Here is a 15,610-nt window from a genome sequence, read left to right as displayed (position 1 = left end):
TGATTATGATTGATTAAATCTCAACAAACAATAAACTTTAGCTTATTAAATTTAATTCATTTTTATATCACATAACTTTTAGTCGGGGATCAACCATGCACTTAGATATTAGGATCTACCCTATAAAACACAGTCAATAACACGCCTAGCAATCTAAGCGATTAGCAGTATAATATCACCCATCAAAATCCTCTTAAATTCAATAAAAAGATCTAACTATGGCACTTAAAAAGACCGAAATATATTCAACCCTTTGGGCAAGTTGTGATGAGCTACGTGGTGGTATGGATGCCAGCCAATACAAAGACTATGTATTGACCATGCTATTTATGAAATACGTATCAGATAAATTCAAAGACGACCCTTATGGTGACATCCTAGTCCCTGAAGGCGGTAGCTTCGATGATATGGTTCTACTCAAAGGGGATAAAGAAATCGGTGAAAAGGTTGATAAAATCATCGGGAAGCTTGCCGAAGCGAATGGTCTAAAAGGCGTGATCGATGTCGCCGATTTCAATGATGAAGAAAAGCTTGGCAAAGGCAAAGAGCATGTTGATCGCTTGTCTAAGCTTATCGGTATCTTTGAGGGTCTAGACTTATCGGGTAACCGTGCGGATGGGGACGACTTGCTTGGTGATGCTTATGAATACCTGATGCGCCACTTCGCTACTGAGTCAGGCAAGTCAAAGGGACAATTCTATACGCCGTCAGAGGTGTCTCGTATCTTATCTAAGATTATTGGTATCAATGAAAATACACCACAAGACGCTACTGTTTACGATCCAGCATGTGGTTCGGGCTCATTGCTACTCAAAGCCAGTGACGAAGCGCCACGAGGTTTGACAATCTATGGTCAAGAGATGGACTCAGCCACGACCGCTTTGGCAAAAATGAATATGATTTTGCATGGTGCAGCAGGGGCAGATATCTATAAAGGTAATACCTTAGCCTCACCGCAATTCGTTGAAGGCAATCAGCTTAAAACTTTTGACTTTGCCGTTGCTAACCCACCCTTTAGTAATAAAAACTGGACGAGCGGTCTTAATCCCGAAGCAGATGAATTCGGTCGCTTTACGTGGGGCATACCACCAGAGAAGAACGGCGACTATGCTTTTCTTTTACACATTATCAAAAGCTTAAAAAGCACTGGTATTGGTGCGGTTATCCTACCTCATGGCGTACTGTTTCGAGGTAATGCTGAAGCGCATATCCGTAAGAACCTAATCAAGCAAGGCTATATTAAGGGTATCATCGGCCTGCCAGCCAACCTATTCTATGGCACAGGCATCCCTGCTTGTATCATTGTCATCGATAAAGTAACCGCAGCCAGTCGAGCAACCGGCGAATCTGGCTTATTTATGATAGATGCCAGTCGTGGCTATATGAAAGACGGCAATAAAAACCGTTTACGTAGTCAGGATATTCATAAAGTTGTCGATGTGTTCAATCATCAGTCTGAACTGGCAGGTTATAGCCGTATGGTGGGCATGGATGAGATTATCGATAATGAGTACAACCTTAATATTCCACGCTACATCGATGCAAGCGAAGATGAAGATCAGCATGATCTAGTCGCTCATCTACAAGGCGGTATTCCGCTAGCTGATATCGATGCGTTAGAATCCTATTGGCAAGTATTCCCAAGCTTACGCAAGGCTCTATTTTCTGACTTAAGAGATGGCTATCGTCAGTGTCTCGTGCCAGCAAATAAAGTCAAAGCGACATTACTTGCGCATCCTGAATTTATCCAGTTTGCTAGCCAAAGTTTAACGCCATTTAGTGACTGGTGGACAGCTATCAACCTTGTAGATATCCAACAAGGTGATAAAGCCAAAGCCATCATTCACCGTATCAGTGAAGACTTACTACAGCGCTATGCCAATGCCTCCCTACTCGACAAGTATGACATCTATCAAATCCTGATGGACTATTGGTCAGAGTCGATGCAAGACGATGTTTATGCTATTGCCCAAGATGGCTGGCTAGTCGGTAAGCAAATGCGTAAGCTAGTTGTCACAAAAGGTGAGAAGCTCAAAGAAACAGCAGATCTAATCATCGATAAAACCAAATACAAAGCCGAGCTTATCTCGCCAGCGTTAATAATCGACCGCTATTACTCTGACGAGCAAGACCATATTGATATGCTGCAAGCTGAGCTGGATACTGTAAGCACTACTTTAAGTGAGTTTGTCGAAGAACATAGCAATGAAGAAGGCGTACTTAATAACATAAGCACCAAAAAAGAGGCTAACGAGGCCTTAAAAGATTTTTATGTTCTTACCTATAGGATATTCGCTCCTGAGCAATATAAAGATTATGTGGGAATGAATAAAGAGATTGAAACTGCGCAAAACGAGCTACTAACACTAGCTCAGAATCCGGTGATTGATAAGGCCAATAAGTATAGTGGCAAGGTTACTCTCAAGAACTTGAATACTTATCTGAATAACGACGCATCAGCAGAAGATATCGATACGATTAATACCTATATCAAAAAAGATAGTTTAATAAAAGTCGGTTTAAAAAAGGTAAAAGATTTCGAAAAAGAAGCAGTGACAATAATCGACGAAAAAATGCAAGAAGATATTATATCCGACTTTACTGATATTCAAAACATTCAGCAATTTTTAGAATTAACTGATACTGAAGCCACAGCGAAAAAGGATGTAAAAGAAGCCCAAGACGCGTTAAATTTAGCAGTATTTAAAAAGTACCCGACGCTAACTGAAGATGACATTAAAACCTTACTGGTCACTGATAAATGGCAAGCAACACTCCAGTTACGTGTTGAGTCAGAGATCGAGCGTATTACTGCCCAGCTTGCCGATCGTGTCACGGTACTGGAAGAACGCTATGCTGAGCCATTACCAAATCTGCTCGATGAAGTCGATAGATTAAGCCAAAAGGTCACTGCGCACTTGCAAGCGATGGGAGTGATGTAATGAGTGATGTTAAAGTTCCCGTAGGTTATAAAAGTACTGAGGTTGGTGTTATTCCAGAGGATTGGAGTTTTGATAAAATTCAAAATTTATCAAAGATTACAACTGGAAGTAAAAACACACAAGACAAAATTGCCACCGGCAAATATCCCTTTTTTGTTCGTTCACAAACGATAGAACACATTAACTCATTTTCATTTGATGGTGAAGGTGTCTTGACCGCTGGTGATGGCGTTGGTACTGGAAAGATTTATCACTACATAAATGGAAAATTTGATTTTCATCAAAGAGTCTATTTGATGCATAGCTTTGACAATAGACTAGATGGCTATTATTTTTATCTGTATTTTAGTAATACTTTTTATGACAGAGTTATGTCTATGACTGCAAAGTCTTCTGTAGACTCTGTGCGTCGTGTAATGATTGCAGATATGAATGTAGCATTGCCTCCAAAAGAAGAACAAACCGCTATTGCCACTGCCCTATCCGATATCGATAACTTAATTCAATCTTTAGAAAGGCTTATCTCTAAAAAAGAAGCTATTAAAACGGCTACCATGCAGCAGCTACTCACAGGTAAAACTCGCCTGCCTGAATTTGCTATTTGTGAGGATGGTAACAAAAAAGGGTTTAAACAGACTGAGTTAGGTTTTATTCCAGAGGATTGGGAAGTTAACACATTGTCTAAACTAAGTTCTTATATAAATGACGGTACACACTACACTCCATCGTATGTTCAAAATGGAGTGCCATTCTATAGTGTTGAAAATGTTACAGCTAATGATTTTGTTAATGTTAAACATATCTCTTTTGAAGAACACAATCGCCTGATAAAGCGTTGTAAACCTGAAAGAGGCGACATATTAATGACTCGTATTGGTTCGATAGGTAAAACTAGAATTATTGATTGGGATGTGGATGCAAGTATTTACGTTAGTCTTGCATTGATAAAACCTAGCAATACTATTAAGTCACAATATATGTATGAATTTTCAAAATCTAACTTATTTCAAAAAGAAATTGAAAAAAGAGCACTAGTAAATGCTACACCTCAAAAAATAAATATGGCTGAAATAGGACAAGTTCAGATATGTTATCCAGAAAGTAAGAAAGAACAAATTGCAATCGCTACTATATTGTCAGATATGGACACAGAAATCCAAGCGCTACACACGAGACTTACTAAAACTCAGGATATTAAGCAAGGCATGATGCAGCAGTTATTGACTGGGAAAGTACGCTTGGTAAGCCCATTTAATGAGAAAAATAATTATGTGCCAGCTGATAAGGGTAATCACTAATTATGAGTGAATCAATCACCCTCCAGCACAGAACGATAATCTCAGTAAAGCAGTTACTGAGTGAAGGTCTACTAACTATCCCTGAGTATCAGCGCCCTTACAAATGGAATATCGAAAATATTGCTAGTCTGTTTGATGATATTAAAATGCAACTCGATAAGCCTGCCTATCGCTTAGGTACAGTAGTACTTCATCACGAAAAGAATAGTACTACATTAAATATTGTTGATGGTCAACAGCGCACCCTCACTCTAATGCTAGCTGTATTAGCTATAAATGAGCGGTATAAAGATGAAGATACTTACGACGCCAAACATGTTCGTAAAGTTTTAGGTGATCTACCACAGAAAGCAGTAGCCTTCTCAAAAAAGCAAAGCTTTAGTAGTAATTTTTCACTTTATAACCTACATGAAAACTATAAAGCCATATCTCGCATTATCAGCCGAGGCGACTTTACTCCTAAGCATATCGAGTTTTTATTGGATGGTTGTGAAGTAGTCATATTTATACTTAATGATGAGTCGGAAGCCTTTCAGTTTTTCGACTCCCAAAATGCTCGAGGCAAAGACTTATACCCTCATGACCTGCTCAAAGCTTTCCATTTGCGTGAGTTCAATACTGATGATGAGCAGTTAAAAAAAGATACTGTAACTTACTGGGAGAGCCTAGACGATGATAAGCTAGCATGGCTATTCTCAAAACATCTATATCGAATTAAAAGATGGTCAAAAGGTAAATCAGCACAATTTTTTGGCAAACATGACATAGCAGAATTTAAGGGCATCAGCTTAGATAAAGAAAACGTACCACCCTATGCTAAAAGCTTATCAATTACTCACTACTATATTGACGATTACAATAACAGCATTCACCGTAGCATTGCCAAAACACCCACCTCCTACCCTTTTTCGCTTGAACAAAAAATCATCAATGGCAAGCGTTTTTTTGAAATGGTGGAACATTATGATGCACTAATAAAAACATATAGAGCAGTTCAGATTCAAAAGAGTGATATTGAAGCTTTTAGTCATGAAGTAACCTTATTTGAGAAGAAACTAAACCAACGTGCCTCAAAAGTCGTTTATACCTTAAATACTTATTCGAAATACCGCCGTCATCGAAAAGGTGATAGGCATACACGAAACATTTTTGACAATGCGATGATTTATTATATTGATAAGTTTGGCACAGAAAACTTATCACAGGCCATTGAAATCCTATTTATTTGGGCATATCAAATTCGGTTAAAAAACTATTCTGTTCGTCCTGATGGTATGGACAACCACGCAAATAGCAATAATGGTATGTTCAATCGCATACAGGAAGCCACAGTATCAAAAGATGTGGTGGTGACTGCTATCTCCTCACTTAAGTATAGCGAAATTTACACCAATCAACTCCCAGAAATAGATGAGCAGGGAAAAGAGAGTGCTGGAGAAATATACAGACTATTCAGACATCTTAACTATATAACTCTGGAGAAACAAAATGAAAAATAACAGCACTGCTTCAGAGATTAAACCATTAGATATTAGCAATTTGCTGGCTAGTGACACTACTTATCTTATACCTATGTACCAGCGTAATTACGCTTGGGGCATTGATGAAATACAAACCCTGATCAAAGATATTATTGATGCATATAAGAGAAAACCTGAGTCAAACTATTATCTAGGTACGTTAGTAGTCTTCAAAAAAGATAAGGCTGTTTTTGAAGTCATAGATGGCCAACAACGATTAACCACACTAACTCTCTTAGCCATATATTTATATAAAAATGAAATCTCTAATTGTGCTGAGTATCTAAAGAACTTTAAAGAGCCTAATCTACATTTTGAAAGTCGCCCTCATTCAGCGACCACTTTATCATTACTTTTTAATAAAAACATGACAGCTATATATCAAAACGACTCCATAGTTCATGGCTATGAGATATTAGAAAAAGTCATGCAACGTCTATTTGATAAAGAAGAACCCGAAATATCAATAGCTAGCTTTTGCTCTTTTTTATTCAAAAACGTACAAATAGCTCGTGTACCCGTTCCTCAAGAAACAGACCTCAACCATTATTTTGAAGTAATGAATAACCGGGGTGAACAACTAGAAAAACATGAAATCATTAAGGCAAGATTGCTATCTATTATTGAAAACACAAAAGAACATGAAATAAACCTTGCAGATAAAAAAGTTGTTAAATCATTAATTCATAAAGTGTGGGAATCCTGCAGTAATATGAATAAATATGTGCAATATGGGTTTAAGACCAATCTGCGTACAAAGATTTTTTCAGATGAATGGAATGATTTCAAAGTAGGGAGTTTCGATGATTTGTTAATGAGTTATAAGCAAGATATTGAAGAGCAGCATGAAATAAATAAAACTCGACAAGATCGTATTAATAGTCGAGATATATACGACAAAAATGAAGAAAAGTCGACTCTACATGATATTTTATTTAATAAAAAAGTCATCATACCGTCTAATCCTAATAAGAAAACATCGGAAGACGATAATGAGGAAATATACTATAGCATTATAAACTTTCCAAACTTCTTGTTACAGGTTTTGAGAATACATGTAAACATCAATAACAACCAAGATGTCCTTGCGAATAAGGGCATCCCTCTTGATGACAAGCAATTGCTTACTAAGTTTGATGAATATCTTATAAATGAAGAAGTAGATAACCAGCTAGCCAAAGTCAAAAACTTTATCTATACGTTATTAAAAACTAAGTTTTTATTTGACCAAAATATTATTAAACGTAATACTGAAGAAGGAAAAGGTCATTGGACGCTTGAAAGCCTAAAAAAAACTAAAACAGGTGCTAGCTACACACAGGGCATGTCAGATAACTTAAATGCTGAGCTAGTGATATTGCAAAGTGCATTCCACGTTTCTGCACCGGCTATGAATTATAAATATTGGCTCAATGCAAGTCTACAATATCTTAATCATACATTTGATAGTAAACAGTCTAGTATTCGTAGCGATGAGCTTTTAAAGTATCTTAAAAGGCTAGCTAGAGAGTTTATGATCAAAAGATATATAACCCCAACTGAGGAAAGTGACCTTAGTACAGTGATACAAAGCTACTTCAATGATTTTGTTAATTGTAAAGAAAAGACAGACTCACCATCAGCTATCACTATTGAGCTTAAACAGCTACTAACAATGCTAAGCTACCAAAAAATAAGAAGCTTTGTATTCAATTATCTCGACTATTTAATCTGGTCTAACTGCACAATACCTTCTGAAATCAGAAATAATTTTAGATTCACAGCCCAAGGCTCTATTGAACACTTTCTACCACAAAACCCAATTCATAAAGATAGCAGAAATGAAGTAAATATTAATTTGCATCAGTTTGGTAATCTCTGCTTAATAAATAGCAATCTAAATTCACGTGTTAGCAACCACATGCCTTTAGCTAAAAAAGAATACTATGACGAGGCTTTCAAAAAAAGTGTCGACTCCCTAAAACTGTATAAGATGATTGAAATTTTTAAGTCTAGCGATAATAAATGGGGTGAAAAACAAGCTCTTAAACATGAAACCCAAATGCTTAAACTTTTTGAAAAAGCTTTGAATATTAATATACAAGGGCTCGAACAACGATGAGTAACATCAACCAGCGGGAACGGATAACCCAAAATCGTGTCGTACAATTCTTTCAAGACGAATTAGGCTATCGTTATTTAGGCAACTGGCACTCCAGAGCTGACAATAAAAACATTGAAAGGGGTATTCTAGAGCAATGGCTTAAAGGGCGTAATGTCAGTACGCCGCTCATCGCACGTGCTATTAGCACCTTGGAAAAGGCAGCTTCTTTAGGAAGTGGTATCAAGCTTTATGATGCCAACAAAGAAATCTATCGGTTGCTACGCTATGGTGTGAAAGAAAAGGAAGGCTCGGGCGAGCACACACAAACGGTTTGGTTAATCGACTGGGAGAACCCGGAAGCAAATGACTTTGCTATTGCTGAAGAAGTGTCGATCAAAGGCGAACATAAAAAACGCCCTGATGTGGTGTTATATGTGAATGGTATCGCTCTTGGCGTACTGGAGCTTAAACGCTCTACCATTTCAGTCTCTGAAGGTATACGTCAAAATCTTGATAACCAAAGCAAGGACTTCGTTCGTAACTTTTTTACCACTATGCAGCTGGTCATGGCAGGTAATGATAGCCAAGGATTGCGTTATGGGACTATTGAGACACCAGAGCGCTATTATTTAGAATGGAAAGAGGCACACCCTGACCATACGCCACAATCAGATGCCAGTATTCCACAGTATATTAGCAATTTAGATGCTAGCAACGAGCTATTAGACACGCATCTATATCATTTTTGCAACAAGCAACGCTTTCTCGATATCATTCACAACTTTCTAGTTTATGACATGGGCATCAAGAAAACTTGCCGGCATAATCAGTTCTTTGGCGTGCAATCGGCGAAACGTTATCTTGCTGAGCGTAAAGATGGCATTATTTGGCATACCCAAGGTTCAGGTAAAAGCCTCACTATGGTATGGCTAGCCAAGTGGATACGTGAGAATATTGAGAATAGCCGTGTACTGGTCATTACTGACCGTACAGAATTAGACGAACAGATTGAAGGCGTGTTTTCAGGTATTGACGAAGATATCTATCGCACTAAAAGTGGTGCAGATTTGATCAACAATCTTAATCAACCCAACCCTTGGCTGATATGCTCATTGGTACATAAATTTGGGCGGCAAGGTGAAAGCGATGACGATGACTCTGGTAGTACTGATGACTTTATCCGTGAGCTAAAAAACAGCCTTTCGTCAAACTTCAGCGCTAAAGGCGACATCTATGTCTTCGTAGATGAGTGTCACCGTACCCAGTCAGGTCGGCTACACAACGCGATGACCACCCTACTCCCTAATGCTACATTTATTGGCTTTACGGGTACGCCACTACTAAAAAAAGACCAGCAAAAATCTATTGAGGTTTTTGGTCCCTATATCCATACCTACAAATTCGATGAAGCGGTAGCTGATGGCGTTGTACTTGATTTGCGTTATGAGGCACGTGATATCGACCAACAGTTGCTGTCACCAGACAAAATTGATAAATGGTTCGATGCCAAAACACGTGGACTGACCAACATTGCTAAAACTCAGCTGAAGCAGAAATGGGGCACGATGCAGCGGGTGTTATCGAGTCACTCTCGCCTAGAGCAAATCAAGAACGATATCTTATATGATATGGAGACACGCCCACGATTGGCGGATGGTCGAGGTAACGCCATGCTCGTGTGTGGCAGTATCTACCAAGCCTGCAAAGTCTATGAGATGTTTAGCCATACTCATCTAAAAGATAAAGTTGCCATCATTACTAGCTATCAGCCTACTGCCGATAGCATTAAGGGTGAAGAAACTGGTGAGGGCACGACTGAAAAGCTATTTAAATATGCAACCTATCGCAAAATGATCGCCGAATATTACGATATCGATGAACAAGAGGCTGGCGCGAAAGTTGAAGACTTTGAGAAAGAAGTCAAAAAGCGCTTTGTCGATGAACCTGGGCAGATGCGATTATTGATCGTTGTTGATAAGCTGTTAACTGGCTTTGATGCACCTTCAGCGACTTACCTTTATATCGATAAAAAGATGGCTGATCATAATCTATTTCAGGCCATTTGCCGCGTTAATCGCCTAGACGGTGAAGATAAAGAATATGGCTACATTATCGACTATCAGGATCTATTTCAGTCACTAGATAAAGCCATATCTAGCTATACGCAGGGTGCCTTCTCTGACTATGACAGTAAAGACATCGAGGGATTACTAAAAAACCGCCTTGAGTCTGCCAAACAAGACTTAGATAATGCTCTGGAGATGGTACGAGGTTTATGCGAACCTGTTAAATACCCTAAGAACACCCAAGATTACTATGCTTACTTCTGCTCTACAGATGACGCCTCTATTGATGAAAAGTTAGAGAAAGAACAGCTGCGAGTTACCTTGTATAAAAGCGTAGCTAAATTATTACGTGCTTATGCCAACATCGCTAATGAAATGGCAGACTGTGGCTATAGTGCGGCTGAAATCACTCGCATTCAGAACGATGTTAAGCACTTTGAGAGCGTACGCGAAAGCATCAAAATGATGAGCGCCGATATGCTCGATATGAAGCTCTACGAGCCAGCCATGCGTCACTTGCTTGACAGTTATATCCGTGCTGAACCCAGCGATACCGTTATGGACTTTGAAGAGCTTGGTTTGATTGAGCTAATCGTCGATAAAGGGACTGATGAGCTTATCAAGGCGCTACCCGATGACATTACTAACGATGAAAGTAACGTGGCTGAAACCATTGAAAATAACGTGCGTAAAACGATCGTTGATGAAAACCCTGTTAATCCTAAGTACTATGAGCACATGTCTATCTTACTAGATGAACTCATCACATTACGTCGGCAAAAAGCATTGGATTATAAAGAATACTTAGAAAAAATTAGAGAGCTGTCTAGCAAGGTGCTAAGACCTAATGGTGCGAATAGTAATTATCCAGAATCCATAAATACCAATGCTAAACGCGCATTGTATGATAACTTGGATCAAGACGAAGAATTGGCTGATAAACTTGACGCCGCTGTCAGGCGAAATAAACAAGCAGATTGGATAGGACATTTGCTAAAAGAGCGTAAGATTACAAATACTGTCAGAGAAACTGTGGCCCAATATAATAAAAAGGCTGACAACAAAATAGAAGTCGATATAGAACAAACTATGTCTCTGATTAAAGCTCAAGCGGAATATAAATAGTGCAACTAACTATTGGCTCGTTAGACATTCAATTGCAGCGCAAGATCATTAAGCATCTACATATCAGTGTGATGCCACCTGACGGTCAAATTAGAGTGGCTGCACCTGAATCAATGACAGAAACTGCTATTCGAATGGCGGTGATTAACCGTATACCTTGGATTCGAAAACAGCAGGCAAATTTTGCCAAGCAAGTCCGCCAGTCTACTCGAGAAATGATCAGTGGAGAGACGCATTATTTATGGGGCAGACGTTACCGGCTTGAGGTTATTGAGTTAGATGCAACTCAAAGCATAGTAAGTCGAGTTAAACTAAAAGGTGCCAAGCTTATCTTAACTGTCAGTATTGGAACATCAACTGCTGATAAATTAAAAATATTAAACGAATACTATCGCACCCGACTCAAAGCTCGTGCTCCTGATTTAATCCATAAATGGTCTGAGCAGGTTGATGTGACTACCTCAAGCTGGCAAGTACAAAAAATGAAGACTAAGTGGGGAAGCTGTAATATCGAGGAAGGACGAATATTACTTAATCTTGAATTAGCTAAAAAGCCCCTTCCCTGTTTAGAGTACATCATTGTGCATGAGCTATTACACTTTAGAGAACGACAGCATAACAATAGGTTTAAAGCTTTATTAGATACACACATGCCTGACTGGAGATCGAGACGTGATCTACTTAATCGAATGCCTTTGGGTCAAGAGAACTGGAAGCAGCGGGAGTAACTTTTGATAACCCAGTTAGTAGTAAAGAATGATAGTTATTATTCTAAGTAACGTCTCAGAATTATTATATCACTACAAATCGATTACTTAAGGAAGCTATAATGTATAGGGATTTAGAACCACATCTTGACGATATACAACGTAGTGTAAAATCAAAGTTCGAAAACTATAAACAGCTTTTTGAATCCATTGATGGTTTTTGAGCCTTTCCTAAAAACTGTGTAACTGCTTATAATCCATTAACCGGAGAATAAGCAATGACTACTCAATCTGACATTAAAAAGCTGGCCGAGCAAATGGCTGGTAGCATGAAAAGCTTTGATGACATCAAAGACTTCCAAAAGCAGCTCATGCAATCCTTTATTGATACTGCCTTAGAAGCTGAGATGGAAGACCATCTCGGCTATCCCAAGCATGAAAAGGCGGATAAACCTAATAAGCGTAATGGACACACTAAAAAGGCCGTCCGCAGTGACACAGGCGATCTTGAGATATCCACCCCAAGAGACCGCGGTGGCAGCTTTGAGCCTGTACTCGTCAGTAAGCATCAAACCCGTATTAGTGGCCTTGATGACAAGATCATATTCCTTTACGCCAAGGGTCAAACCACCACCGAGATTGTAGAGAGCATTAAAGAGCTCTACGATGTCGACATCTCAAGCTCTCTTGTCTCAAGAGTCACCGATAATATATTAGAGGACATCACCGCTTGGCAGAACCGGCCGCTGAGCAGTGTTTATCCTATCGTCTATTTAGACTGCATTGTCATTAAAGTACGTCAAGACAAGCAGATCATCAACAAGGCTATCTATCTGGCGCTAGGCGTGGGTCTTAATGGTAAAAAAGAGCTGCTTGGTATGTGGCTCTCAGAGAATGAAGGCGCTAAGTTCTGGCTGGGTGTTCTCACTGAACTACAAAACCGCGGGGTACAAGATATCCTCATTGCCTGTGTCGATGGCTTAAAGGGCTTCCCCGATGCCATCAACACGGTTTATCCCAAAGCCAAGGTTCAGCTGTGTATCGTACACATGGTGCGCTATTCAATGAAGTTTGTACCTTGGACAGATAAGAAGGCCGTAGCGGCTGATTTAAAGGCCATCTACGGCGCTGATACGCTTGAGATAGCAGAGGCCAACCTTGAGCACTTTGATGAGGTATGGGGCAAAGAGTACCCGCATGTCATCAAGTCTTGGCGTAATAACTGGGAGGGCTTAACGGTGTTCTTCGAGTATCCTAAAGACATCAGAAAAGCGGTTTATACCACCAATGCGATAGAGTTGCTAAACAGTGTGATTCGGACGGCGGTGAATAAGCGTAAGGTGTTCCCCTCTGATCAGGCAGCGTTTAAAGTGGTGTACTTAGCCACCCAGCAGGCGTCTAAAAAGTGGTCGATGCCAATCCGTAACTGGACGTCTGCTTTAAATCGCTTTATGATTATGTTTGATGACCGTATAAGCAGGCATTTAATCTAAATGGCAGTTACACAGAATCTGGGATGGTCTCTGGTTTTTCTGATTTGCACGAAGTTTTGAGAAACTTTAAAAATCTAAACTTCTCAGTTAATAAATTTACAGTTATATCCGACTTATTGGAAGCCCTTCATGAGGATAGCCAGTCAAGTAATCATGAATACCTAATATGCGAATTTAATAAAGTAGTCGCAACCTATTTTTATAAGAATATCCTCTTTACATTTGATGATGATTATTTCTTTATCCAAGCTTGTATTACGTTTATACATCGCATTTTACGGGAGTATGACGCTTGTGATGAATATACTGTTATGGTAGCGCAAACTCACCTGTACTACTTATCACAATTATCTATTAATTTAGCCGAAAGCTTCTCTGATACAAGTACAAGCTACGATGATGTTGAGCTTACAAAGGATTCTCAAAAAAGCTATATAGAGGAAATGGAGGAGAGCTTAAGCAATACTATATGTTCAATAAGAGAGTTTTCTAGTATTAGCTCTAGAGATGACTTTATCAGCCAGACGCTCATGAAAGTCAAAAACAAGCATTTAGGTTGGCTAGAAAATTCTGATAACAATCATTCTGTCGCTCAGTTAAATTCAGATGAATTAAAAGATAGTATATCTCTTGAACTTAACTACTTAGCGTTACCAGATCTACTAGAAGTTCTAAATATGCACGATAATGATATTTTTGACATTATTGATGGCCATGGTTATATGACATGGAATGGTATCAAGGCGAATATATTATCTGGTGAGAAATTTCAACAACTTACAACTATAATGATAGAGGATTTTCCCTGAATTTTCTCGAAATCAATAAGACTATTCATGTGTTTTACTGGCCTGAATAAGATCATCAACTTATCAGCGATTACTAACATATGTGCCTCCAGTTCTTGAATCATGTCTCATTAATAAGTCTATTTTTATGTTAAATCAAACTTTATTATCGATCTGTTTTTACTAGCCGAGCCCGATAGGGTCATGATAGTATCAAGTTTTAGAGTTTTAATAGTTACTATTTAGGTATCACTGCCAAACAGTCAAAAAAGTGATGTAACAGGGGCGATTACCCATTTTTGCGTTGCTTACTCTCAATATAGTTCAATTCCTGCTCAACGATATCATGCGCCACTTTTAGCATTGACCTGACTACTTTGTCGGCAACCTTGCGCTTATTTGGATCATTCCAATCAAGGCTGGCTTGCTCAGGAAATTCCAACAGTGTGACATGATAGCGGGCAACTTCATGGATAGAATTTTGGCTAATATAGGTTTTCTTGATTATCTTGGCTAGCAGCGGATGATTATAGTGAAGTCTTAATACCGCCTTATCAATCATGGCAGACTCATCATCTGTGATTAAGGGCTTGCTTAATTTGCGCTTAAGTATCAGTACTTGGTGCGTGCCTCTATAGCTCCCCATATCGGCTTGAACCCTGTGCCAAAGTCAAAAGCATTTGACCATCTACCCCACTCTTCAAGCCTTATAACGATATCCATTCTTTCCCGCCTATGTGAACGTTCGTAAACAAATAGCTATCGTTTTAAATACCATCAACCATCAACCATCAAGCTATATCTCTATATTCTCGACCCCATAATGCTCAGACAAAAGCCTTCTTACCAAAGGGTTAAAAGGATTGGGATCAGTGCTTGGTCTTGTGACCTTAAGATAATAACCTTATGCTTAACTTTTGCCTCATAATTGGAATTGGCTTTTAATCGATAGTCTTTAGTTTTGTTGATCATGGGTTTATCCTTATTTAAGTAATCGCTCTACTTATAGCAGGGCTTTAGGTTTACTAGCTCAGCAATGTTATATCGTCAGCTGGGTATTGGTCAAAGCTACCGTTGCCAAACACTAGGTCAAAAACGTCTTTCTTAGAGCTGCCAGTCGCTTCATAAAAGCATTTGACTATAAACACACCTTTATCAAACCCGCTCATGGTTCAGGCTTCTAAGCTCTCTTTGTACTTGCCAGCAATGATGCCAATGAAGCGGTTAACGACATTTTGATTTTGTACTAGGATTTTGATGGTGTTTGTCATTGTCTTAATCCTTATGGAAGCTACCCTATGGATGTGTTTTTATACATATGCGTTATATATGTAACCCCAAGAACCCCAAATAAATCATCTTATATAGGGCTTAATTTAGGCTAAATACAAATCACGCCAGCCTGCTCATTGCGATACACTATTTTAATCATATTGATATCATCACCTAGGTTGTCATTACTGAACCGCCCCGGGATTGTCGGAGACCTAATATTCTGAGAGAATACGACAATGAAAACACGACATTATACTCCTGAGATTAAAGAACGCGCCGTTCGCATGCTCATTGAAGCGGCAGGCGACTACCC

Annotated in this window: 9 protein-coding genes; 8 read left to right on the top strand and 1 reads right to left on the bottom strand. The window is 39.0% G+C overall.

The window, feature by feature from the left end; all coding sequences use genetic code 11:
• The first annotated feature begins 218 nt into the window (after positions 1-218).
• The 8 genes from KZA12_RS13845 (at position 219) to KZA12_RS13810 (ending at position 14,043) form a co-directional block, all read left to right on the top strand.
• Entirely contained in the window at positions 219-2,942 is a 2,724-nt protein-coding gene (locus KZA12_RS13845; protein ID WP_256932987.1) for a type I restriction-modification system subunit M, read from the top strand.
• Positions 2,942-4,240: a restriction endonuclease subunit S gene (locus tag KZA12_RS13840; protein WP_218690625.1), complete on the top strand. Its 1,299-nt coding sequence runs from the start codon at positions 2,942-2,944 to the stop codon at positions 4,238-4,240. The genes KZA12_RS13845 and KZA12_RS13840 overlap by 1 nt, the downstream gene beginning before the upstream one ends.
• A gap of 2 nt (positions 4,241-4,242) precedes the next feature.
• The gene (locus KZA12_RS13835) at positions 4,243-5,739 is read left to right on the top strand and encodes a DUF262 domain-containing protein (RefSeq protein WP_218690624.1); all 1,497 of its coding nucleotides are present in this window, start codon (positions 4,243-4,245) and stop codon (positions 5,737-5,739) included.
• A complete protein-coding gene (locus KZA12_RS13830) occupies positions 5,729-7,861 on the top strand; it encodes a DUF262 domain-containing protein (protein WP_218690623.1) in 2,133 nt (710 codons plus the stop codon). The genes KZA12_RS13835 and KZA12_RS13830 overlap by 11 nt, the downstream gene beginning before the upstream one ends.
• Positions 7,858-11,034, top strand: coding sequence for a type I restriction endonuclease subunit R (locus KZA12_RS13825; RefSeq protein WP_218690622.1), 3,177 nt, complete (start codon positions 7,858-7,860; stop codon positions 11,032-11,034). The genes KZA12_RS13830 and KZA12_RS13825 overlap by 4 nt, the downstream gene beginning before the upstream one ends.
• Positions 11,034-11,762: a M48 family metallopeptidase gene (locus KZA12_RS13820; protein WP_373416633.1), complete on the top strand. Its 729-nt coding sequence runs from the start codon at positions 11,034-11,036 to the stop codon at positions 11,760-11,762. The genes KZA12_RS13825 and KZA12_RS13820 overlap by 1 nt, the downstream gene beginning before the upstream one ends.
• Before the next feature lie 257 nt (positions 11,763-12,019).
• Positions 12,020-13,234, top strand: coding sequence for an IS256 family transposase (locus KZA12_RS13815; protein ID WP_218690621.1), 1,215 nt, complete (start codon positions 12,020-12,022; stop codon positions 13,232-13,234).
• A gap of 23 nt (positions 13,235-13,257) precedes the next feature.
• Complete coding sequence (locus KZA12_RS13810) at positions 13,258-14,043, top strand: hypothetical protein (protein ID WP_218690620.1); 786 nt, start codon at positions 13,258-13,260, stop codon at positions 14,041-14,043.
• Between the two features lie 268 nt (positions 14,044-14,311).
• On the opposite strand, the gene KZA12_RS13805 is transcribed toward KZA12_RS13810, so the two are convergent.
• Positions 14,312-14,668 (bottom strand): hypothetical protein, encoded by a 357-nt coding sequence (locus KZA12_RS13805; RefSeq protein WP_218690619.1) that lies wholly within the window; start codon positions 14,666-14,668, stop codon positions 14,312-14,314.
• Positions 14,669-15,610: the final 942 nt, after the last annotated feature.

The organism is Psychrobacter sp. BF1, assembly GCF_019279065.1.
In the GTDB taxonomy this organism is placed as follows: Bacteria; Pseudomonadota; Gammaproteobacteria; order Pseudomonadales; family Moraxellaceae; genus Psychrobacter; species Psychrobacter urativorans.
This window is presented reverse-complemented; position numbering and strand designations above follow the sequence as displayed.